Genomic DNA, 19,574 nt, shown 5'->3' with positions numbered 1-19,574 from the left:
GTCCGCGGTGTGGGTGACGGCCTGGAGGTGGAGACGGCGGTCCTGCGCGACGCGGGGCGGGCGCTGCTGGTCGTGCACGGTGCGTTCGACGGCGCGCGGGACGCCGCCGACGTCGGCCGTGACGTCATCGCGCACGACCGGCTGCGGGAGCGGCTGCGCGAGTTCGGCAGCGGCTGGGACCGCCGGCGCACCGAGATGGCCGGTCTCATCACGGGGCTGGGCCAGGCCGCGCAGGACGCCGCGGAGCTCTACGAGCGGATCGAGACCGAGCTGGTCGCCGCCCTGGCCGGTGAGCGGTGAGCCGCCCGCGGGACTGGTCTCCGCTGCGCCCGTCGGACCCGGTCGGCGGGAACGCCGGGGAGATCGCCCGGCTCGCGCGGCGGTACGCCGGCACGGCCGAGGCCATCACCACGGCGGCGACGGCGCTCCGCGAGATCCACGGCAGCACGACCGCGTGGGGTTCCGACGCCGGCCGGGCGTTCCGGGAGCGCACGGCCGAGGTGGCCGGCACGATCGAGCAGGCGCTCGCCCGGTACGAGGGGACGGCGGCGGCCCTGGACGGCTACGCGCGCCGGCTCGAGGACGTGCAGGCCCGCGCCGACGTCGTCCTGGCCCGCGCCAAGGAGGCCGCGGAGGCCCGGGACGCCGCCTGGCGGGCCCGCGAACGGGCCGCCGCGCAGCCGGAGCCCGACCCGGTCGCCGAGCGCCGGGCGAACGACGACTCCGCGGCGGCCACCGGGGTCATCCGGGCGGCCGAGGAGGACCTGGCACCACTGGAGGCCGAGTGGCGGGCGGCGGGGGAGACCGCCGCCGACGCCATCGATGACGTCCTCGGTGCCGACGACCTCGCGGACGGCTTCTGGGACGACGTCCTGGACGTGGTCGCCGTCGTCACCCGGTGCGCGGGGCTCGTGTCGGGGGCCCTCGGGCTGGTGGCCTTCTTCCTCGGCGCGATCCCGGGCCTGCAGCCGTTCGCCGCGCCGTTCGCCGCGCTGGCCGTGCTCGCGGGCGCCGTGTCGCTGATGGGCAACACGGTGCTGCTGGTGAGCGGCCGGGCGGGGCTGGACGCCGTGCTCTGGGACCTGGCCGGTGTGCTGACCTTCGGGGCCGGTCGCGCCTTCGCGCTGGCCGGCCGGGCGGTGGCCACGGGCACCCGCGGGCTGGCCCGCCCGTCGCTCATCACGCACCTGCGTGGTTCGGGGATGACCCGGCTGGAGGCGACGAGGGCCTCCCGCGTCGCCGCGTCCCCCGGACGGGCCGCCGCCCTCACCTCCCGGGCCCGCGACCCGCGCGGCTGGCTGCCCACCCGCGGGGAGTGGGCCGAGGCGTACCGCCGGTCGGGGCTGTGGCGCGATCCCGTCGCCGGCCCGCCGCCCGTCCTCCCCCCGGCCGCGACGGCCGCACCGCAGGTGCAGGCCGGCCTCTCCCGCGCCGCCCGCGCCGAGGGCGCGTCCCTGTTCGCCAACGCCGCGGGCACCGTCCCCGCCGCCAACGCCTTCGCCGGCCCCGGTCCGGCCCCGGTCCGGGTGGGCCGGTGACCGCCGTGCTGCGGGAGGACGTGGGGGTCCGGCCGCGCGACTTCACGTTCGCGGTGCCCGGCGACTGGGCGCGGATCCGGGTCCTGGACGACGCGGAGCGGGACGCCGACGTCCGCCGCATCGCCCGTGCCGTCACCCGGGGCCGCCCGGACCGCGACCGGCTGATGCCCCAGGTCGCCCGCGTGCTGCTCGACGCCGTCGCCGCGCGGGTGGAGAGCCACACGGTCGAGGTGCACCTGCCGGTGCTCGAGGAGGGCGCCGCGCCCCTGGCCTGCGCCCTGGCGGTGGGGGTGGTCCCGCCGGTCGCCGACCGGGCCGGCGCGGAGGAGGCCGCGTTCCTCGCCGCGGCGAACCCGGGGGAGCAGGCCGACGTGGTGGAGCTGGCCTGCGGCCCGGTGGCCCGCCGGCGCCGCCGGGTGCCCGTGCCGGCCCCGGACGGCCGCCGGGTCGAGACGGCGGTCGCCCAGTACCACCACCCGGTGCCCGGGGGCGGCTTCGTGCTGCTGAGCTTCTCGACGCCGCTGCTGGTGCTGCTCGACCCGCTCACCGCGCTCTTCGACGCGGTCGCGGGCTCCTTCCGGTGGCTCCCGTGACGGGCTGGGGCTACTCCGTCGAGCCGTCCGACGGGGGGTGGGTGTGGCTGCCCCGGTCCGGCTCCGTCGCCGGGTGGGCCCGGGAGGTCTGCGCCGACCTGGGTGCCCGCGGGCGGGACGCGGCCCGGCTGCGTGCGCAGCTGCGGTTGCTGGGGGCCGCGCTCCGCGAGGGCCCGCCGGACCTGGCCGCGCTCTGGGTGCCCGACCCGGCCCACGGCGTCCTGGCGACCCTCCGCGCGGACCGGTACCGGCTGACCACCGGGCTGCCGGGGCTCGCCGACGAGGAGCGGGCCACTGCCGGGCGCGGCCTCGCTCCTCCTGCCGTGGACCTGGTCCCGCTCCCGGCCGGCCCGGCGTTGCGCGTCCGGCGGGTGGCGCGGCAGGCGGCGGGTCCGGGCCGGGGCCTCCTGGTCGAGAGCGTCAGCCACCTGGTGGCACCGCCGGGCGCGGTCGAGGCCGACGGCGTGCCGGGCGGCGTCGAGCTGGTCATGGCCTGGACGCTGCTGCACGAGGGCGACCAGTTGGCGGACATGGCCGACCGGACGGCCGCGGGGCTCCGTCTCAGCGGCTGACCGCGCGGGCCCGGGCCTCACCCCTCGGGGGGATGTGCCCGGCCGGTCCGCGTGTCGATGCCTTCCGCGTGAGCACGGACCGGGCGGCGCTGGGCCGCCCCAGCAGGACCCGGGACGCCGTCCCGGCGCCGGAGAGCGCCGCGCGGCTGCTCGTGGTGCGCGCGGTGGCCGTCGCCGCCGTCGTGGCCACCGCCGGCTACCTGACCTGGCGGCTGCTGGCGACCCTGCCCGAGGGCCCGGCGCTGTGGCTCGGCGTGCCGTTCCTGGGGCTGGAGCTCTACGGCGGCATCGCCCTCGTGCTGTTCGTGATGACCACCTGGGACGTCCGCCCGGCCGCCGTGCCACCGGCCCGTCCCGGGCCGCCGCCGTCGGTCACCGTGCTGATCGCCACCTACGACGAGCACCTGGACGTGCTGCTGCCCACCGTCGCCGCCTGCCTGGCGATGGAGGGGGAGCACGAGACCTGGGTGCTGGACGACGGCGACCGGCTCGAGGTCGAGGAGATGGTGACCGCGCTGGGCGCCCGCTACGTCAGCCGCCCCGAGCACGACCACGCCAAGGCGGGCAACCTCAACCACGCGCTGGCGCTAGTGCGCACCGACCTGGTCGCGGTGTTCGACGCCGACCACGTGCCCGACCCGGAGTTCCTCACCCGGACGCTGCCCTACTTCGCCGACGACCGGCTGGCGCTGGTGCAGACGCCGCAGCACTTCTACAACACGAGCTCCTTCGAGCACCTGCGCCCGGGTGTCGACCTGCACGAGGAGTCGCTGTTCTACCGGGTGATCCAGGCCGGCAAGCACCACGCGGGTGCGGCGTTCTGGTGCGGGACCAACGCGGTCCTGCGCGCCCGGGCGCTGCGCGAGATCGGGGGCGTGGCCACCGAGTCGCTCACCGAGGATTTCCACACGACCATGAAGCTGCACCGCGCCGGCTGGCGGAGCGCGTACCACAACGAGGTGCTCGCCCGGGGCCTGGCGGCGGGCAGCCCGGCTGCCTTCTACGCCCAGCGCCGGCGCTGGGGCCGCGGCGCGATGCAGGTGCTGCGGCACGACAACCCGCTGACCGCGCCCGGGCTGACGCCCCGGCAGCGGCTGGGTTACCTCTACTCGCTGTCGGCGTGGTTCGACTCGTGGCGGACGCTGGGGCTGGCGCTCGTGCCGGTGGCCGTGCTGGTCACCGGGGTGTTCCCCGTGGACGCGCCGCCGGCGCTGTTCGCGGTGATGGCCGGCGTCCCGTTCCTGCTGCAGCAGGTCGCGCTGGCCCTGCTGTCCCGCGGGTTCGCCCCGGCGCGGTTCTCGCTGCTGTTCGAGGTGGTCCGGCTGCCCTCCAACCTGGCCGCCACGCTCTCGCTGGTGCTGCGCGGCACCGGCCGCTTCACGGTCACCGCGAAGGGCCGCACGGGGGCGGAGCGGACCCGCGCCCGGGTGCCGGCCGTGCTGCTCGTGCTCGCCGCCGTCCTCGCCGGGAGCCTGCTCTTCACGGCCGCGAGCCTGGCCGGCTGGACGCCGGTCGCGCACGGCCCGGGCGCCACCACGCTGGTGCCGGTGTTCTGGGTGGCGACCACGCTGGGCTTCGTCGTCGCCGGCATCCGCCGCATCCGCGATCCGCGGTTCTCCGCCGAGCGGCGCGACGGGCACCGGTTCCCGGCCGCGCTGCCGGCCGTCGTGGACGGCGTCCCGGCCCGGTTGGTCGACGTCTCGCTCGGGGGCGCGCAGGTGCGCGTCCGCGGGGTCGCCGCCGCCGTCGGGGCCGAGGTGGAGCTCGGCATCCGCGTGCCCGACCGCGCCGCGCACGTCGTCTTCCGCGCGGTGGTCCGGTCCCGTGCCGACGACGTGCACCGCCTGCAGTTCACCGGCCGGCAGTGGCGGGAGCTGGCCGCGCTGTCCGCGACGGCGTTCGGCGCCGGGGCGGCCCGCTGGGCCGCCACCGAGGTCACCCCGCTCGCGGTGGAGGCGCCGGCCCTCGTCGCAACCCGTGTACCGGCCGCCTCGGTCAACCCGGACGCGGTGGCCGCTGCGGTGCGCAGCCCGTTCGTCTCGCCGGTCCCGCGCCCGCCGCTCGACGACGACACCCGGCCCATCCCGCTGCTGACCCCGGAGCTGGAGCGCCGCCTGGCCAGCGCCGGCGGTGGGAACGCCGGCCGGTGAGACCGCGCCGCGCGCAGCCCGGGCCGTCCGGCTCGACGCCACCGGGCGGGCGCGGCAGGCTGGCGGGCGACCGACCGGGCGAGAGGACGGAGGACCCATGGCAGCCGCGCGCTACGAGTACAAGGTCGAGGAGATCCGCGAGGGGCTGATCGGCGGCAAGATGTCCGGCGGCAAGCTGGAGAAGGTGCTGAACGACCACGCCCGCAAGGGCTGGCAGCTCAAGGCGATCACCTCGGTGGAGGTCAAGGGCCGGATCGGTCCCGGCGGCGTCGACGGCGTGCTGGTCACCTTCGAGCGCCCGGTGGCATGACGCAGGAGTTCCTGGGCGCCGACCAGTGGCTCGCGCGGGCGTCCCGGGGCATCCCGCGGGACGAGGCGCTCGCGATGTTCGACGTCGCCCGGCCGGTGGCGGTCGAGGAGATGACCGGCCGGTGGCGGGGGAGCGGGCTGCCCACCGGGTCGCCGCTGGACGGCCTGCTCGAGGCCTACGGCTGGTGGGGCAAGGAGTTCCTCGACGCCGAGACCACGCACCCGCTGCTGTTCGCCACGCGCTCCGGGCCGCGACCGGTGCGGCCGGCGCCGGTCCCGGTGGGCGTGCTGCGCAGGTGGCCCGCAGCGGCGCACAGCACGCCCGCCCGTCTCGCGTTCACCGCCGTCCGGCCGCTGCTGACCACGCGGCGCCCGGAGGCCCGGCTGCGCGCGGTGGAGCACCGCGGCGTCGTCACCGCGGCGATGCTCTACGACCGGTTGCCGATCGTCGACGTCTTCAAGCGGGTGGGCAGTGACACCCTGCTCGGCCTGATGGACCTGCGCGGCCTGCCCGACCCCTTCTTCTTCCTGCTCAGGCGCGAGGGCTGACCGCGAGCTCGGCGAGCAGCCCGCGGACCAGCTGCTCGATCTCGTCGCGGATCGGCCGCACCGCGTCGACGCCCTGGCCGGCCGGGTCGTCGAGCGGCCAGTCCAGGTAGCGCTTGCCGGGGAAGACCGGGCAGGCGTCGCCGCAGCCCATGGTGATCACCACGTCGGAGGCCTCGACGGCGTCGGTGGTGAGCACCTTGGGCCGCTGGTCGGAGATGTCGATGCCGACCTCGGTCATGGCCTGGACGGCGGCCGGGTTGACCTGGTCGCCGGGCAGCGAGCCGGCCGAACGGACCTCGACGGCGTCCCCGCCGAGGTGGCGCAGCCAGCCGGCGGCCATCTGCGAGCGGCCGGCGTTGTGCACGCAGACGAACAGGACGCTGGCGGTCATCGGGTGCTCCTGGTGGTGGCGGGGACGGTCGGGTCGCCGGGGAACCAGCGGCGGGCGGCCCAGAGCGAGACGTAGACGAGCGCGACCAGGACCGGCACCTCGATGAGCGGGCCGACGACACCGGCGAGCGCCTGCCCGCTCGTGACGCCGAAGGTGCCGATGGCGACGGCGATGGCGAGCTCGAAGTTGTTGCCGGCCGCGGTGAAGGCGAGCGTCGCCGTCTTCGCGTAGCCGAGGCGCAGCCGCATGCCCAGCAGGAACGACCCGCCGAACATGAGGACGAAGTAGGCGAGCAGCGGCAGGGCGATGCGGGCGACGTCCCAGGGCCGGGAGGTGATCGCGTCCCCCTGCAGCGCGAACAGCATCACGATCGTGAAGAGCAGGCCGTAGAGGGCGACCGGGCCGATGCGCGGCAGGAACGTGCCCTCGTACCAGGCGCGGCCCCGGCGGCGCTCGCCGACCGTGCGGGTGAGGAAGCCGGCCAGCAGCGGGATGCCGAGGAACACCAGCACCGAGAGCACGATCGCCCAGAAGCTGAACTCTGCGGAGGTGGTGGCCAGCCCCAGCCAGCCGGGCAGCACCTGCAAGTAGAACCAGCCCAGGAGGGCGAAGGCGAGGATCTGGAACACCGAGTTGATCGCCACCAGGACGGCGCCGGCCTCGCGGTCACCGCAGGACAGGTCGTTCCAGATCAGCACCATCGCGATGCAGCGGGCCAGCCCCACGATCACCAGCCCGGTCCGGTACTCGGGCAGGTCCGGGAGCAGTAGCCACGCCAGGGCGAACATCAGCGCCGGGCCGAGCAGCCAGTTGAGCACCAGCGAGGCGCCGAGCAGCTTCCGGTCTCCGGTGACCCGGTCCAGCTCGGAGTACCGGACCTTCGCCAGCACCGGGTACATCATCAGCAGCAGGCCGATCGCGATCGGCAGGCTGACGTCGCCCACCTCGACCGCGCTCAGCGCGTCGTCCAGGCCGGGCACCCAGCGGCCCAGCGCCAGCCCGAGCGCCATCGCGGCGATGATCCAGACCGGCAGGAACCGGTCGAGGGTGGAGAGCTTCTGCAGGACGGGCGCATCGGCCGGGGCATCGGGGCGGGCGGTCTCCCGGACGGCGTCACTCACGCGGGCACCGCCGTCTCGAAGAGGCCGGCGACGGCGCGCAGCGCGGCGGGCCGGACGGCGTAGTAGACCCACACCCCGCGCTTCTCCCGGTCCAGCAGCCCGGCGGAGTGCAGCACCTTCAGGTGGTGGCTGATCGTGGCCTGGGTGAGGTCGAAGGCGTCGTTCAGGTCGCAGACGCAGGCCTCGCCGCTCGCGCTGGAGGCGATGAGGCTCATCAGTCGCAGGCGGACCGGGTCGGCCAGCGCCTTGAGGAGGGGCGCGACCTGCTCGGCCTGCTCGGCGGACATCGCGGTGCCGGACAACGGGGTGCAGCAGGCCAGGGCCGGGTCGCTCATCGGTGCTCCTCTGTGGGATGTCGACCGCCATCGTAACGATGGGCATCGTATTGACAAGCATCGATGAACGGTGTCCACCTTGTGTTCAGACATCGACGCCTGTCTATGTCATCCGTCCCAGGAGGTCCCCGTGTCCCGTGTCCAGCTCGCCCTCCGCGTCGCCGACCTCGACGCCGCCGTCGACTTCTACTCGCGGCTGTTCGGCACCGTCCCCGCCAAGCGGCGGCCGGGCTACGCCAACTTCGCCGTCTCCGAGCCGCCGCTGAAGCTGGTGCTGCTCGAGGGCGAGGCGGGGGAGCCCACCCGCATGGACCACCTCGGCGTCGAGGTCTCCTCCACCGAGGAGGTCGGCGCCGCGACCGGCCGGCTGGCCGACGCCGGGCTGGCGACGCGGGTCGAGGACGCCACCACCTGCTGCTACGCCGTCCAGGACAAGGTGTGGGTGACCGGCCCGGGCGGTGAGCCGTGGGAGGTCTACACCGTCACGGCCGACGCGCGCCCCGACCTGGAGGGCCACACCGAGCCCGAGCTCACGGAGGTCGCCGGCGACGGCAGCTGCTGCCGGGCGGACGCCCAGCCGGCCGCCGCCTGCTGCTGACGCGGACCGGGCGGCGCGCCGTTCCTGGCTCACCCCACCGGGTCCTGGCTCAGCACCGATCCTGAGCCAGGACCCGTGTCGATCAGGTGACCTGATCGACACGGGCGGGCAGGATGCCGGCCGTGGATTTCGACGAGGTGGCCGACGAGCTGTACGCCGTCCCGCCCGAGGAGTTCGTCGCCCTGCGCACGCAGCGCCAGGACGAGGCGAAGGCGGCGGGTGACAAGGCGCTGGCCAAGGAGATCGGTGCGCTGCCCAAGGCCTCGGCCGCCGCCTGGGCCTGCAACCTGCTCGTCCGCGGGCAGCGCGCCGAGATCGAGGGCCTCGTCGAGCTCGGCGACCTGCTCCGGGAGGCGCAGGAGGGCCTGGCGGGCGACCAGCTCCGGGCCCTCGACGTGCAGCGGCGCCAGCTGCTGACGGCACTGACCCGGCAGGCGCGGGCGCTGGCGCACGCCGCCGGCCACCCGGTCAGCACGTCGGTGGCGACGCAGGTCGAGGAGACGCTGCGCGCGGCGATGTCGGACCCGGACGCCGGCCGGGCGCTGCTCACCGGCCGGCTCACCTCGCCGATGTCCTACAGCGGCCTGGGGACGACGGTCGCCCGGCCCGACCTGCGGCTGGTGCACCCGCCCCGCCCGCAGCGGACCGAGCGCCCCGCCGCCCGCCCGGCGAAGACCGCCGCGCCGCGGAAGCCGGCGGGGGAGTCGGCGGCCGACCGGCGGGCCCGCGAGCAGGAGGAGCGCCGCCGGGCCGCCGAGGAGAAGCGGCAGCGGGAACTGGCCGCCGCGCAGGAGGCGGCCGACCGGGCGGAGGCGGCCGCCCGGGACGCCGACGAGGTGCTCGCGGAGCACCGCCGCGCCACCGATGAGCTCGCCGCACAGGAGCAGGAGCTGCGCGCCCGCGTCGAGGAGCTGGCCGACGAGCTGGCCGAGGCGGAGCGGCAGGCGGGGGACGCCGCGGCGGCGCTCCGGCGCGAGGAGCGCCGCCGCGCCGCCGCCGAGCGGGACGCCGGCGAGGCGGCCGAGGCCCGCGACCGCGCCCTGGCCCGCTTCCGGGAGCTCGAGGGGGGCTGACCGACCCGTCCGGCGCTCAGCCCATGGTCCGCTGCCCGTCGAGGGACTCCCGCAGGATGTCGGCGTGCCCCGCGTGCTGGGCGGTCTCGGCGACGATGTGCAGGAACACGCGCCGCGCCGAGCGGGTGGCGCCCGGCTCGAACCACGGCGCCTCCGGCAGCGGGTGTGCGACATCCAGGTCGGGCAGGGTGCGCACGAGGTCGTCGGTGCGCCGCGCGACCTCGGCGTAGTCGGCAAGCACGCCGGCGAGCGTCTCGCCGGGGAGCAACCGAAAGCCGTCGGTCCACGCGTCCGCGCCGGCGGCATCACCCGGCGGCGCCATCGCCGCGGTGCCCTCCACGACGAAGCGGGCCCAGCGCGCCTCGGTGGCGGCCACGTGCTTGACCAGCCCGCCGAGGCTCAGCGCGCTCGCGGTGGTCCGCTGCCGGGCCTGCTCGTCGGTGAGGCCCCGCACCGTGTAGCGCAGGAACCCCCGGTGCGCGGCGAGCGTCTCGAGCAGATCGGCGCGCTCGCGATCCGGGGTACCGCTGGAGACGGGGGTGTCGGTGGTCATGGCTGCCGCCTTCCGCCGGGCCGGGTGTCACCCGGGACGCTAGGCGCGGGGTACGACGGTTCCCGCGGTCCCGGTCGCCCGGCGCCGGGCGTGCACCCGGCGGGCCACCACGCGGTAGCCGGCGATCAGCGCGGCGTTCCCCAGCAGCAGCCACAGGCCCAGCAGCACCGCCGTCGCCAGCGCCGTCGTCCCGTAGCGGGCGGTGAAGTCGGCGTGCTCGAGGTAGACGAGGTACCCGCCGGTGGTGACGGCCACCAGCCCGGTGGCGGTCGCGGCCCCGACGACGACGTCGCCGACCCGGGTCTCCCACAGGCGGAACAGCGTGTAGACGAGCCCGATGCCCAGGCCGAGCAGGAGCAGCGCGCCCAGCCCCATGGCCAGCCGCAGCGCGGCCCCCGACCCGAGCAGCCGCGGCACGAGGTAGAGCGCCGCGAGTCCCGAGAAGACCGCCAGGGGCAGGACGGCGATGATCGCCAGCGCGAGCACCCGCCCCTTCCAGCCGCGGATCCGCCGCTCGGTCTCCGGCGCCACGGCGCTGAACGCCCGGGCCAGGGCCGCGCCGTAGGTGGTCGCCGGCCAGATCGCCGCGACCGCCGCGACCGGCCCCGTCTGCCCGGCCACGTCGATCAGCGCGCGCAGCACGTCGGCGACGGGGAGCTGGTCCGGCGCCTGGTCGTTCACCTGCGTGCCGAGGTCCTGCAGCGCTGAGTCGTCGACCACCAGGCCGGCGACCCAGAAGCCGAGCAGCACCATGGGCGGCAGGGAGACCATCGCGTAGAACGCGAGGCTCGCACTCGTGGTCAGGAACTCGGGGCTGCGCAGCCAGGACACGAACCGCCGGACGGGCTCGGGCACCCGCCGGTAGCCCTCGCCCAGCCGGCGCCGGAGCTGCCGGACGCGCTCCCCGGCCTCAACCACAGGCGGGCCCGTCCTCCTCCGGCCGGGCGATCGGCTCCTGCGGCGGCGTCTCCTGGCTGACCTGCGGGAGGTCGGCGCCCGCGGTGCGACCGAACTGCTGGGTCGCCCACACCGAGCCGTCCGGGGCGCAGTGGAAACCGACGCCGATGCGGTTCCAGCCCGGGTTGAGCACGTTGACCCGGTGGTCGTCCGAGCGCATCCACCCGGCGTGCGCCGCCCCGGCCGGCACCGACCCGGACGCGGTGAAGATGTTCTCCCCGATCCCGGCGAAGCCGCTCAGCTCCTCCCGGTCGAGGAGCGCGCGGACGTCCTGGTGCCGCAGCTGGTCGTCGGCGGCCATCTGCTCGCTCCAGTCGCGGGCCACGCCCGCCAGCGACTCGTCCCACTCCAGCGGGGCCAGGTCGCGCGCCTCCCGCTCGTCGTTCACCCGATCGAAGACGGCGCGGGCCATCCGCTCGGCGGCGTCGCCCTCCTCGGCCGACGGCGGCTCGTCGGGCGCGGGCGTGGTGCCCGACCCGGTGCCCGTTCCGGGGGAGGAGGTGTCGACGACGACGCACCCGGTGGTGGGCAGCACGAGGACGGTGGACGCGAGCAGGAGCCGGGCGAGCAGCGGCCGGGTGGCGGTCATGCCCCTCCTCTACCCGGCGACGCCGGGGGAGCCGTCGCGGTGCGCGGCTGTCACGGGATCGTTAGCGTCGCCGCCATGGCGGGGAACAGCGGGCGGGTCGCCCTGGTCACGGGGTCGGAGTCGGGCATCGGGCGGGCGGTCGCGCTGGCCCTGGCCGAGCAGGGCTGCGACGTCGGCACCACCTGGTACCGCGACCGCGACGCCGGCGAGGCGACCGCCGAGCAGGTGCGGGCGCTGGGCCGGCGGGCGGAGGTCCGCCACCTCGACCTGACCCGGCTGCCCGCCGCGGCCGACGTCGTCGACGAGCTGGCCGACGCCCTCGGCGGCGTCGACGTCCTGGTGAACGACGCGGGCACCGGCCACTCCACGCCGCTGCTGGAGCTGGACCTCGCCACCTGGCGGGAGGTGCTTGCCACCGACCTCGACGGCGCCTTCCTGTGCCTGCAGCGGGCCGCGCGGCGGATGGTCGCCGCCGGCAACGGGGGGCGGATCGTGAACATCACCAGCGTGCACGAGCACGCGCCGCGCGTCGGCGCGGCCGCCTACTGCGCCGCCAAGGGCGGGTTGGGCCTGCTCACCAAGGTGGCCGCGCTGGAGCTGGCCGAGCACGGGATCACCGTGAACTCCGTCGCGCCCGGCGAGATCGCCACCCCGATGACCGGCCAGGAGGACGAGGACCCGACCGCGCCCGGCCACGAGCGCCCCGGCGTCCCGCTGCGCCGGCCCGGCGACGCCCGCGAGGTCGCCGCCGTCGTCGCCTTCCTCGCCTCGCCGGGTGCCGGGTACGTCACCGGTGCCTCCTGGGCGGTGGACGGCGGGATGCTGCAGATGGGCCCGATGGCCGGCTCCCACCTGGCCGCGGACGACTGGCGCCGCGGCTGAGCCGGGTGGCGGCTCAGCCCAGCCGGTTGCGCTTGCGCCGGTAGAGCTGCGCGTCGGCGCGGGCCAGCACGGTGGCGAGCTCGTCCCCGCGTGCCGCCGCGGCGACCCCGGCGGTCCAGGTGAAGGGGTGGACCTCCTCCAGCGCCGCCACGAGCTGCCACGCGGCGTGCTCGTCGGTCGCCGGCAGGCAGAGCACGAACTCGTCGCCGCCGTACCGGCCCAGCACGTCGGCCCGCCGCAGCCGGCGCCGCCAGCTGGCGGTCAGCTCGCGGAGGAGGTCGTCGCCCGCGCGGTGCCCCTCCCGGTCGTTGACCTCCTTGAAGTCGTCCAGGTCCAGGATCGCGAAGGTCACCGGTTCGCCGGTGCGCGCCGCGCGGGAGAGGTGCCCGGCGGCCTGCTCCTCCCAGGCGCGGCGGTTGGCCACGCCGGTGAGCGGATCGGTCGCCGCTGCCTTCCGCAGCTGCCGGGCCAGCCGCCCCTGCACCTCGGTCAGCACGAGCACCGACACGGCGAGGGCGACCCACGCGGAGAGGAAGCCCGTCGGCTCGGCGGCCCACGCGCCGACGCTGCCGGAGACCACGGCGAGGGCACCGTGCGCCCGGGCGGCCGGGAGCCCGAAAAAGTGCGCGGCGTACAGGCTCACCGCGATCAGCGCGGGCCCCAGGCCGACCACGCCCACGGGGGTCGCGGAGCGCCAGGCGACCACGCCGATCAGCACGGAGAGCTGGGCGACGGCGGTGTGCAGCAGCCATGGCGGCACCAGGCCGGCGGCCGATCGCAGCGCCGCACCGATCGCCAGGCCGATCCCCCCGAGCGCCCACAGCAGCCCGACGGGTGTCGCGTCGTCCATGGGGGCCGCCGCGCCGAGCCAGCAGAGGAGACCGCTGATGCCGTAGACCACCGCCAGCAGGGTCGCGGCCGTCCGTGGTCCGTTGTGCACCCAGTTCCTCCTCGTCCTCCCCCCGAGGTCGATGCCCTCCATCCTGCGGGTCGTGGGTGACAACGCGCCGCTCAGGGAGGGGAGACGACCCGTCCGGGTGGTCCGCGCAGCGCCGCCCGGCGGGGTGCGGCCCCGCCGCCGGGCCCGTACCGTGCGCGCAGGGAGCTGCCCGGGACAGGAGGGCGCGTGCAGTCCACCGCCGGTCGTCCGGGTGCCGCGGGCGCCACCGTCGGGGTGGAGGAGGAGTTCCACCTCGTCGACCCCGGGACATTCGCGCTCGCCCCCCGCCCGGACCTGGTCGCCGCCGCGGCGCGGCACGAGCTCGGCGAGCGGTTGCACGCCGAGATCACCACCACGCAGCTGGAGACGGCCACCGGCGTCTGCCGGTCACTCGGCGAGGTGCGGGCGGCGCTCGCGGGCACCCGGGCGGAGGCGCGGGCCGCGGCGGAGAGCGCGGGGGCGGCGCTGCTGATGGCCTCGACCCACCCGTCGGCCGGGTGGCGCGATCAGGTGATCACCCCCGAGCCGCGGTACGAGGCCATGGTGCGGCGGTGGGCGGGCCTGGCCCGGCGGCAGGACATCTGCGGCTGCCACGTGCACGTCGGCGTGCCGGACCTGGACACGGCGGTCGCGGTGATCGACCGGGCCCGCGCCCACCTGCCGGTGCTGCTCGCGCTGACCGGCAGCTCGCCGTTCCACGACGGCGCGGACACCGGCTACGAGAGCTACCGGACGCTGTGGTGGGGGCGGTGGCCGCACACCGGCATCCCCGAGCCGCTCGGCTCCGCGGACCGGTACCGCGCGGTCGTGGACGGCCTGGTCGCCGCCGGCGTCGTCGAGGACGCCTCCCACCTGTACTGGGACCTGCGGCCCTCCTCGCACCTGCCGACCGTGGAGTTCCGGCTGGCCGACGTGTGCACCGACCTCGACGACACCGTGCTGCACGCCGCGCTGGCGGCGTCCCTGGTCCGCGTCCTCGCCGCACGGGCGGAGCGCGACGAGCCCTTCGAGCAGCCGCGCACGGAGCTGCTGCGGGCGGCGCGCTGGCGGGCGGCCCGCGACGGGGTCTCCGGGTCGCTGTTCGACCCGGTCGCCGGGGTGCTCGTCGACGCCCGGACGGCGGTGGAGGCGCTGCTGGCCGAGCTCGCCGACGACCTCGCCGACCGCGGGGAGCTCGACGAGGTGCGCGACCTGGTGCAGCGGCTCCTCGCCCGGGGTACCTCCGCGGTGCGCCAGCGGGCGGTGTGGCGGCGCACTGGCGACCTGCGCGAGGTCGCCGCCTCGGTCGTGGAGGAGGGACGTGGACGTGGCTGATCCGGCGCTCGGGCAGATCCGGGAGATGGCCCGGCCGCTGCGCACCCCCGCGGACCTGGACCCCCTGCTGGAGCGCATCGGTGACGCCCGGGTCGTGGCCGTCGGCGAGGCCAGCCACGGGACGCACGAGTACTACGCCTGGCGGGCGGCGCTGACCCGGCGGTTGGTCGAGGAGCTCGGCTTCGACCTGGTGGCCGTCGAGGGGGACTGGCCCGACTGCTACCGGGTGGACCGCAGCGTGCGGCTGCGGCCGGGTGCCGACGAGGATCCCCGCGACGCGCTCGACGCCTTCGCCCGCTGGCCGACGTGGATGTGGGCCAACGACGACGTCGTCGACTTCTGCCGCTGGCTGCGCGACCGCAACGCGGGGCTGCCCGAGGAGGACCGCGTCGGCTTCTACGGCATCGACGTCTACAGCCTCTGGGACTCGATGCACGAGCTGGTCGGCTGGCTGGCCGAGCACGAGCCCGGCCACGTCGGGCAGGCCAGACAGGCGCTCGCCTGCTTCGAGCCGTTCGGCGAGGACGGTGCCGAGTACGCCTTCGCCAGCCGGTTCGCGCCCATCTCCTGCGAGCAGGAGGCGGTCGACCTGCTGCGCTCGCTGTGCGAGCGGCGCGGGGAGGCCGAGGCCGCCACGGGGGCCGACGCCCGGTTCGCCGCCGAGCAGAACGCGGCGGTGGTGGTGGGTGCGGAGCGGTACTACCGGGCCATGGTGCGCGGGTCGGCGGAGTCGTGGAACGTCCGCGACGTGCACATGGCCGACACCCTGGACCGGCTGCTGGACCATGCCGGGCCGAAGGCGGTCGTCTGGGAGCACAACACGCACGTCGGTGACGCCCGGGCCACCGACATGGCCGGCGCCGGGATGACCAACGTCGGGCAGCTGCTGCGCGAGCGGCACGGCGCCGACGACGTCGTCCTCGTCGGCTTCGGCGGCCACCGCGGCGGCGTGGTCGCCGGGCGGGAGTGGGGGGCCCAGATGGAGCGGATGGCCGTGCCTCCCGCCCGGGCGGGCAGCCTGGAGGCGCTGCTGCACGACGCGGTGGGTGCGGACGCGCTCTTCGTCCACCCGCGCGGCGAGCGGCCCGGCTGGCTGCACCGACAACTGGACCACCGCGCCATCGGGGTGGTCTACCGGCCCGAGCGGGAGCGGTGGGGCAACTACGTGCCCACCGTGCTGGGCGAGCGCTACGACGCCTTCCTCTACCTGGAGGAGACGACGCCGCTGCAGCCGCTGCACCTGGAGCGGGCCGACGAGCACGTGCCCGTCGCCGCCTTCGACGAGTGACCGGGCACGCCGACCAGGCGCCGGGGAAGGCGTTCCCCGCGGGGGCGCACCCGCTCGAGGGCTGGGCCGGGGCTCACATGGAGCGGGTCTCCCCGGCCCGGTCGGCGTAGGCGTCGACGAGCCTGCCCTCGAGCGCCGCGGTGACCTGGTCGCGGTGCCGGCGGACGTTGCCGGCGTCCGTCGCGCTCCAGTCCGGGGAGAGCTCCCCGGCGACCAGGTCGGCGGCCCGGGCGACCTCGGCCCGCTGCTCGTCGTCCCGGCAGGCGGTCGCCACGTCCCGGAGCATCCGCAGCAGCGCGGTGACCAGCGTGGGTTCGCTCCCGCCGAAGCGGGTCACCTGGCCGCAGGCCAGGTCGAGGTAGTACCTCATGTCCCGGTCGGGGACGATCGCCCGGCCGGTGCCCTCGTCGTCGGCGTGCAGCGTGGGGCCGAGGTGCCGGCCGGTCAGCCAGACCAGCAGGTCGCCCATGTGGCCGATGGCCGTCGCGGCCGTCACCGGGTCGTTGATGCTGGGGGACATCGCCTTCACCGCGATGTCCTCCAGCTGGCGGAAGCCGAAGGCGGCGTCCTGGTCGATGGTGCGCTCGTTGTTGAGGACGACCGCCGCCTGCACGGCGTCGTCGAGGTCCTCGCTCCCGCCCCACGTCGTGGCGATCGGGCTGCCCATGGTGATCATGTCGCCGGGGCGGACCTCGATGCGGACGACGGCGTCCCGGCGGCGGGCCGCCTCCACGAGGGTGTCCGTGTCGACCACCTCGACGAACCCGCTGCGGGGGGCGTGCACCGGCCGCCCTTCGCGCGACTCCAGGCGCAGCTCGTCGGGGGAGCGCTGCCCGTGGCCGGTGTAGGGGCCGTAGAACGTCTCGATCGCGCGCCGGGTGTCGTCGTGGACCCGCGTCATCATCGTGTCGACGCGCAGCATCCGCACCATGTGGCTGATGAACGCCAGCAGCGCGGCGACGCAGGCTGCGCCCAGGAGGGCCGCGACCAGCAGCACCAGGGTGGGCACGGGCTGGGCGGAGTTGACGCCGCGCAGGCCGGTGACCGCGAACAGGAAGGCCGCCGTCAGGACCGACAGCACCCGCTTGGTGACCCCGTCGCGGACGAAGTCGCGCAGCAGGCGGGGGGAGAACTGCTGGGAGGCCAGCTGGAGCGCCACGATCGTGATGCTGAAGGTCAGCGTGGCGATGGTGACCGCGGTGGTGGCGACGAGCTGGAGCAGCGTGCCGGCGGCGCTGGTGTCGGCCGGCCAGAGCCCGGCGAGGAACCCGCTCCGCGGCTCCACCTGGCCGAGTGCCCAGGACACCGCCACCGCGACGAGCCCGCTCGCGGCGGGCCAGACCCAGAGGGGACCGCGGGAACGGGCGGCGCTGCGCTGCCCTCGTCGTCCTGGCACGCCCGACCCGCTACCCGGTGGGGGCCGGACGATGCCCGGCCGGAGGGCGTTCCCCCGGCCGGGTGGTGGCTCAGGCGGAGTCGCGCTGCGTGACGTCCTCGTCGGCGGGGTCGATGTCCTTCGGCCCGCCGGTCTTGGAGACCTCCCACCGGGGGCCGAGCTGCTCGAGCGCGAGCCGGCCGTAGACCTGCTGCTGGGTGGCCACCCGTTGCGACCGGCCGCGGCCGAGGAAGCTGACCAGCCAGTGCAGCACGGTGGTGACCCGGCTCTTGAAGCCCACGATGTACATCAGGTGCACGACCAGCCACAGCACCCAGGCGATGAACCCGCTGAACTGGAACTTGCCGATGTCGGCGACCGCGGAGAAGCGGGAGATGGTCGCCATCGAGCCCTTGTCGAAGTACTCGAACGGCTCCTGCGGCTTCTTGCCGACGACCCGCCGCTCGATCGCCTCGGCGGCGTAGCGACCGCCCTGGATGGCGACCTGGGCGACGCCGGGCAGCTTGCCCAGCGCCATCATGTCGCCGACGACGTGGATCTCCGGGTGCCCGGGCAGCGTGAGGTCGGGCTGGACCGAGATGCGGCCGGCCCGGTCGACCTCGGCGCCGGTCTGCTCGCCGAGGATGCGACCGAGCCCGCTGGCCTGCACGCCCGCGGCCCAGATCTTGGTCGCGGCCTGGATGCGGCGGACCGTTCCGTCGGAGTCCTTGACCTCCAGCCCGTCGGCGTCGACGCCGGTGACCATCGCGCCGAGCTGCACCTCGACGCCGATGTCGTTGAGCTGCCGCCGGGCGCGGTCACCCAGCTTCTCGCCGAAGGAGGGCAGCACCGCCGGGGCGGCGTCGAGCAGGATGACCCGCGCGCCGGTGGGGTTGATGTTCCGGAAGTCCCGGCGGAGGGTGCGGCGCGCCAGTTCGGCGATCTGGCCGGCCATCTCCACCCCGGTGGGGCCGGCGCCGACGACGACGAAGGTGAGCAGCCGGTCGATCTCGGCCGGGTCCTTGGCGATCTCGGCGAGCTCGAACGCGCCGAAGATGCGGCCGCGCAGCTCCAGGGCGTCGTCGATGCTCTTCATGCCGGGGGCGAACTCGGCGAACTGGTCGTTGCCGAAGTAGGACTGCCCGGCGCCGGCCGCGACGATCAGCTCGTCGTAGGGGTGCACGGTCTGCCGGCCGAGGATCTCCGAGGTCACCGTGCGGGCGTCGACGTCGATGTCGGTGACCTCGCCGAGGACGACGCGCGCGTTCTTCTGCCGGCGCAGGATCTCGCGGGTCGCCGGCGCGATCTCGCCCTCGGACAGGATGCCGGTGGCCACCTGGTAGAGGAGCGGCTGGAACAGGTGCTGGGCGGTCTTGCCGATCAGCGTGACGTCGACCGGGGCCTTCTTCAGCGCCTGCGCGGCGAAGAGGCCGCCGAACCCGGAGCCGACGATGACGACGCGCGGCCGGCCGCCGGGTGTGTCGCTGGGGGCGGACGCCTGCGCTGGTGATGTCGTCATGATGTTTCATCCTTCCACTCGGCCCCGTGCCGGTCGGGAGCACCCCGGGAGATGCACGTCACAGCGCGTCGACCCCGGTCGGTTCGCGGTCCGGCGGCGGGGCCGGTAGACCCTCCGGGGTGCCGCGATCGGTGTCCGTCGTTCTCGTTCCCGGTCTCGGGCTGGATGAACGTTCCGCGCGCAGGTTGCGCCGAGAAGTTGCCGTCGACGTCGTCGTCCTGCCCGGGATGGGACGGCGGTCCCGGGTGCCCGCGGTCGACGAGCTGGCGCGGCGGCTGGTCGACGCGCTGCCGCCGGGGCCGGTGCTGCTGGTCGGGCACTCGCAGAGCTGCCAGGTGGTGGCCGCGGCCGCCGTCGACCCCCGGGTGGTGGGGGTCGTGCTGTGCGGGCCGACCACCGATCCGCGGATGCGCCGGCTGCGGGTGCTCGCCGTGCGGTGGGTGCGCACGGCGCTCGCCGAGCCCTGGTGGCAGGTGCCGCTGGTCGTGGGGCAGTGGCTGCGCACCGGGCCGCGGGCGATGCGCGCGCTGTGGCGGGCCGCCTCGCCCGACGCCATCGAGGAGCGGCTGGCCGCCGTCACCGCGCCGGTCGTCGTGGTGCGCGGGGAACGCGACGCGCTGTGCCCGGCCGACTGGGCGGCGCGGGTGGCCGGGGCGGCGCCGGAGGGCCGGCTGGTCGAGCTGCCGGGCGCGGCGCACATGGTCGTGCAGACCCACCCGGCGCAGCTCGCGGCGGTCATCCGCGCCCTCTGACACCTCGACCCCGCCGCGCACGCCCCACCCCGCCGCACACCGCGAGGTCCACCACCACACCACGCGGTCCGCCCCCGGCGAGGTGACGTGCTGGAACGGCCACGCTTCAGGGGCCCGCGCCGAGCGAGGTGACGTGCTGGAACGGCCACGCTTCAGGGGCCCGCGCCGAGCGAGGT

General features: G+C 76.0%; 22 protein-coding genes. 13 read left to right on the top strand and 9 right to left on the bottom strand.

The features are described from left to right. Nucleotides 1–9: 9 nt before the first annotated feature. The 7 genes from E9529_RS05380 to E9529_RS05350 all read left to right on the top strand — a co-directional run bounded on the left by E9529_RS05380 (nt 10) and on the right by E9529_RS05350 (nt 5,711). Nucleotides 10–300, top strand: a complete 291-nt coding sequence (locus E9529_RS05380) for a hypothetical protein (RefSeq protein WP_236830090.1) — start codon at nt 10–12, stop codon at nt 298–300. Further along, nucleotides 297–1,538, top strand: coding sequence for a hypothetical protein (locus E9529_RS05375; protein ID WP_236830089.1), 1,242 nt, complete (start codon nt 297–299; stop codon nt 1,536–1,538). Before E9529_RS05380 ends, E9529_RS05375 begins: the two co-directional genes overlap by 4 nt. Next, nucleotides 1,535–2,131 carry a hypothetical protein gene (locus E9529_RS05370; RefSeq protein ID WP_236830088.1) on the top strand — a complete coding sequence of 199 codons (597 nt, stop codon included), beginning with the start codon at nt 1,535–1,537 and terminating at the stop codon, nt 2,129–2,131. Before E9529_RS05375 ends, E9529_RS05370 begins: the two co-directional genes overlap by 4 nt. Continuing rightward, on the top strand, nt 2,119–2,703 hold the full coding sequence (locus tag E9529_RS05365; protein ID WP_236830087.1) for a hypothetical protein: 585 nt from the start codon (nt 2,119–2,121) through the stop codon (nt 2,701–2,703). The genes E9529_RS05370 and E9529_RS05365 overlap by 13 nt, the downstream gene beginning before the upstream one ends. 68 nt (nt 2,704–2,771) lie before the next feature. Then, nucleotides 2,772–4,853 carry a glycosyltransferase gene (locus E9529_RS05360; RefSeq protein WP_236830086.1) on the top strand — a complete coding sequence of 694 codons (2,082 nt, stop codon included), beginning with the start codon at nt 2,772–2,774 and terminating at the stop codon, nt 4,851–4,853. A 97-nt stretch (nt 4,854–4,950) separates the two neighbouring features. Further along, the gene (locus tag E9529_RS05355; protein WP_166534856.1) at nt 4,951–5,163 is read left to right on the top strand and encodes a DUF4177 domain-containing protein; all 213 of its coding nucleotides are present in this window, start codon (nt 4,951–4,953) and stop codon (nt 5,161–5,163) included. Further along, nucleotides 5,160–5,711, top strand: coding sequence for a DUF4334 domain-containing protein (locus tag E9529_RS05350; protein WP_236830085.1), 552 nt, complete (start codon nt 5,160–5,162; stop codon nt 5,709–5,711). The genes E9529_RS05355 and E9529_RS05350 overlap by 4 nt, the downstream gene beginning before the upstream one ends. Here E9529_RS05350 and E9529_RS05345 read toward each other — a convergent pair. From E9529_RS05345 to E9529_RS05335, 3 genes are read right to left on the bottom strand one after another with little or no spacing between them, the layout of a single operon-like run. Next, nucleotides 5,695–6,102, bottom strand: coding sequence for an arsenate reductase ArsC (locus E9529_RS05345; RefSeq protein ID WP_236830084.1), 408 nt, complete (start codon nt 6,100–6,102; stop codon nt 5,695–5,697). The genes E9529_RS05350 and E9529_RS05345 overlap by 17 nt on opposite strands. Further along, nucleotides 6,099–7,223: an ACR3 family arsenite efflux transporter gene (gene arsB / locus E9529_RS05340; RefSeq protein WP_308195254.1), complete on the bottom strand. Its 1,125-nt coding sequence runs from the start codon at nt 7,221–7,223 to the stop codon at nt 6,099–6,101. The genes E9529_RS05345 and arsB overlap by 4 nt, the downstream gene beginning before the upstream one ends. Continuing rightward, nucleotides 7,220–7,558 (bottom strand): metalloregulator ArsR/SmtB family transcription factor, encoded by a 339-nt coding sequence (locus tag E9529_RS05335; protein WP_236830083.1) that lies wholly within the window; start codon nt 7,556–7,558, stop codon nt 7,220–7,222. Before E9529_RS05335 ends, arsB begins: the two co-directional genes overlap by 4 nt. A 130-nt stretch (nt 7,559–7,688) precedes the next feature. Here E9529_RS05335 and E9529_RS05330 point away from each other — a divergent pair, with 130 nt between their 5' ends. Next, complete coding sequence (locus E9529_RS05330; protein ID WP_236830082.1) at nt 7,689–8,156, top strand: ArsI/CadI family heavy metal resistance metalloenzyme; 468 nt, start codon at nt 7,689–7,691, stop codon at nt 8,154–8,156. A gap of 122 nt (nt 8,157–8,278) precedes the next feature. After that, nucleotides 8,279–9,229: a hypothetical protein gene (locus tag E9529_RS05325; RefSeq protein ID WP_236830081.1), complete on the top strand. Its 951-nt coding sequence runs from the start codon at nt 8,279–8,281 to the stop codon at nt 9,227–9,229. Nucleotides 9,230–9,245: 16 nt separating this feature from the next. Here E9529_RS05325 and E9529_RS05320 read toward each other — a convergent pair whose 3' ends face one another. Genes E9529_RS05320 through E9529_RS05310 form a run of 3 tightly spaced genes read right to left on the bottom strand, consistent with a single transcriptional unit; the run spans nt 9,246 to nt 11,328 of the window. After that, a complete protein-coding gene (locus tag E9529_RS05320; RefSeq protein ID WP_236830080.1) occupies nt 9,246–9,782 on the bottom strand; it encodes a DinB family protein in 537 nt (178 codons plus the stop codon). 39 nt (nt 9,783–9,821) lie between these two features. Then, nucleotides 9,822–10,700, bottom strand: coding sequence for a YhjD/YihY/BrkB family envelope integrity protein (locus tag E9529_RS05315; protein WP_236830079.1), 879 nt, complete (start codon nt 10,698–10,700; stop codon nt 9,822–9,824). Further along, nucleotides 10,693–11,328 carry a CAP domain-containing protein gene (locus E9529_RS05310; RefSeq protein ID WP_236830078.1) on the bottom strand — a complete coding sequence of 212 codons (636 nt, stop codon included), beginning with the start codon at nt 11,326–11,328 and terminating at the stop codon, nt 10,693–10,695. The genes E9529_RS05315 and E9529_RS05310 overlap by 8 nt, the downstream gene beginning before the upstream one ends. Before the next feature lie 75 nt (nt 11,329–11,403). On the opposite strand from E9529_RS05310, the gene E9529_RS05305 reads away from it, so the two are divergent. Next, the gene (locus E9529_RS05305; protein ID WP_236830077.1) at nt 11,404–12,210 is read left to right on the top strand and encodes an SDR family oxidoreductase; all 807 of its coding nucleotides are present in this window, start codon (nt 11,404–11,406) and stop codon (nt 12,208–12,210) included. Nucleotides 12,211–12,223: 13 nt separating this feature from the next. Here E9529_RS05305 and E9529_RS05300 read toward each other — a convergent pair whose 3' ends face one another. Next, on the bottom strand, nt 12,224–13,150 hold the full coding sequence (locus E9529_RS05300; RefSeq protein ID WP_236830076.1) for a GGDEF domain-containing protein: 927 nt from the start codon (nt 13,148–13,150) through the stop codon (nt 12,224–12,226). A 186-nt stretch (nt 13,151–13,336) separates the two neighbouring features. Between E9529_RS05300 and E9529_RS05295 the strand changes: the two genes are divergently transcribed. Together E9529_RS05295 and E9529_RS05290 are read left to right on the top strand one after the other, a co-directional pair. Then, a complete protein-coding gene (locus E9529_RS05295; RefSeq protein ID WP_236830075.1) occupies nt 13,337–14,464 on the top strand; it encodes a glutamate--cysteine ligase in 1,128 nt (375 codons plus the stop codon). Further along, nucleotides 14,457–15,752 (top strand): erythromycin esterase family protein, encoded by a 1,296-nt coding sequence (locus tag E9529_RS05290; RefSeq protein ID WP_236830074.1) that lies wholly within the window; start codon nt 14,457–14,459, stop codon nt 15,750–15,752. The genes E9529_RS05295 and E9529_RS05290 overlap by 8 nt, the downstream gene beginning before the upstream one ends. A 73-nt stretch (nt 15,753–15,825) precedes the next feature. Here the strand turns inward: E9529_RS05290 and E9529_RS05285 are convergent, their stop codons facing one another. Together E9529_RS05285 and E9529_RS05280 are read right to left on the bottom strand one after the other, a co-directional pair. Further along, nucleotides 15,826–17,148, bottom strand: a complete 1,323-nt coding sequence (locus tag E9529_RS05285) for a DUF2254 domain-containing protein (RefSeq protein ID WP_236830073.1) — start codon at nt 17,146–17,148, stop codon at nt 15,826–15,828. Between the two features lie 70 nt (nt 17,149–17,218). Beyond that, a complete protein-coding gene (locus E9529_RS05280) occupies nt 17,219–18,646 on the bottom strand; it encodes an NAD(P)/FAD-dependent oxidoreductase (RefSeq protein ID WP_236830072.1) in 1,428 nt (475 codons plus the stop codon). 26 nt (nt 18,647–18,672) lie between these two features. On the opposite strand from E9529_RS05280, the gene E9529_RS05275 reads away from it, so the two are divergent. Next, nucleotides 18,673–19,398: an alpha/beta hydrolase gene (locus tag E9529_RS05275; protein ID WP_308195253.1), complete on the top strand. Its 726-nt coding sequence runs from the start codon at nt 18,673–18,675 to the stop codon at nt 19,396–19,398. The last annotated feature ends 176 nt before the right edge of the window (nt 19,399–19,574 follow it).

This window comes from Blastococcus sp. KM273128 (assembly GCF_021698975.1).
Taxonomy (GTDB): Bacteria; Actinomycetota; Actinomycetes; order Mycobacteriales; family Geodermatophilaceae; genus Blastococcus.
This window is presented reverse-complemented; position numbering and strand designations above follow the sequence as displayed.

Bases quoted from the DNA above. Each gene is read 5' to 3' on its own strand.
- E9529_RS05280 (WP_236830072.1), bottom strand. From the start codon at position 18,646: ATGACGACATCACCAGCGCAGGCGTCCGCCCCCAGCGACACACCCGGC.
- E9529_RS05335 (WP_236830083.1), bottom strand. From the start codon at position 7,558: ATGAGCGACCCGGCCCTGGCCTGCTGCACCCCGTTGTCCGGCACCGCG.
- E9529_RS05350 (WP_236830085.1), top strand. From the start codon at position 5,160: ATGACGCAGGAGTTCCTGGGCGCCGACCAGTGGCTCGCGCGGGCGTCC.
- E9529_RS05345 (WP_236830084.1), bottom strand. From the start codon at position 6,102: ATGACCGCCAGCGTCCTGTTCGTCTGCGTGCACAACGCCGGCCGCTCG.
- E9529_RS05355 (WP_166534856.1), top strand. From the start codon at position 4,951: ATGGCAGCCGCGCGCTACGAGTACAAGGTCGAGGAGATCCGCGAGGGG.
- E9529_RS05310 (WP_236830078.1), bottom strand. From the start codon at position 11,328: ATGACCGCCACCCGGCCGCTGCTCGCCCGGCTCCTGCTCGCGTCCACC.
- E9529_RS05305 (WP_236830077.1), top strand. From the start codon at position 11,404: ATGGCGGGGAACAGCGGGCGGGTCGCCCTGGTCACGGGGTCGGAGTCG.
- E9529_RS05320 (WP_236830080.1), bottom strand. From the start codon at position 9,782: ATGACCACCGACACCCCCGTCTCCAGCGGTACCCCGGATCGCGAGCGC.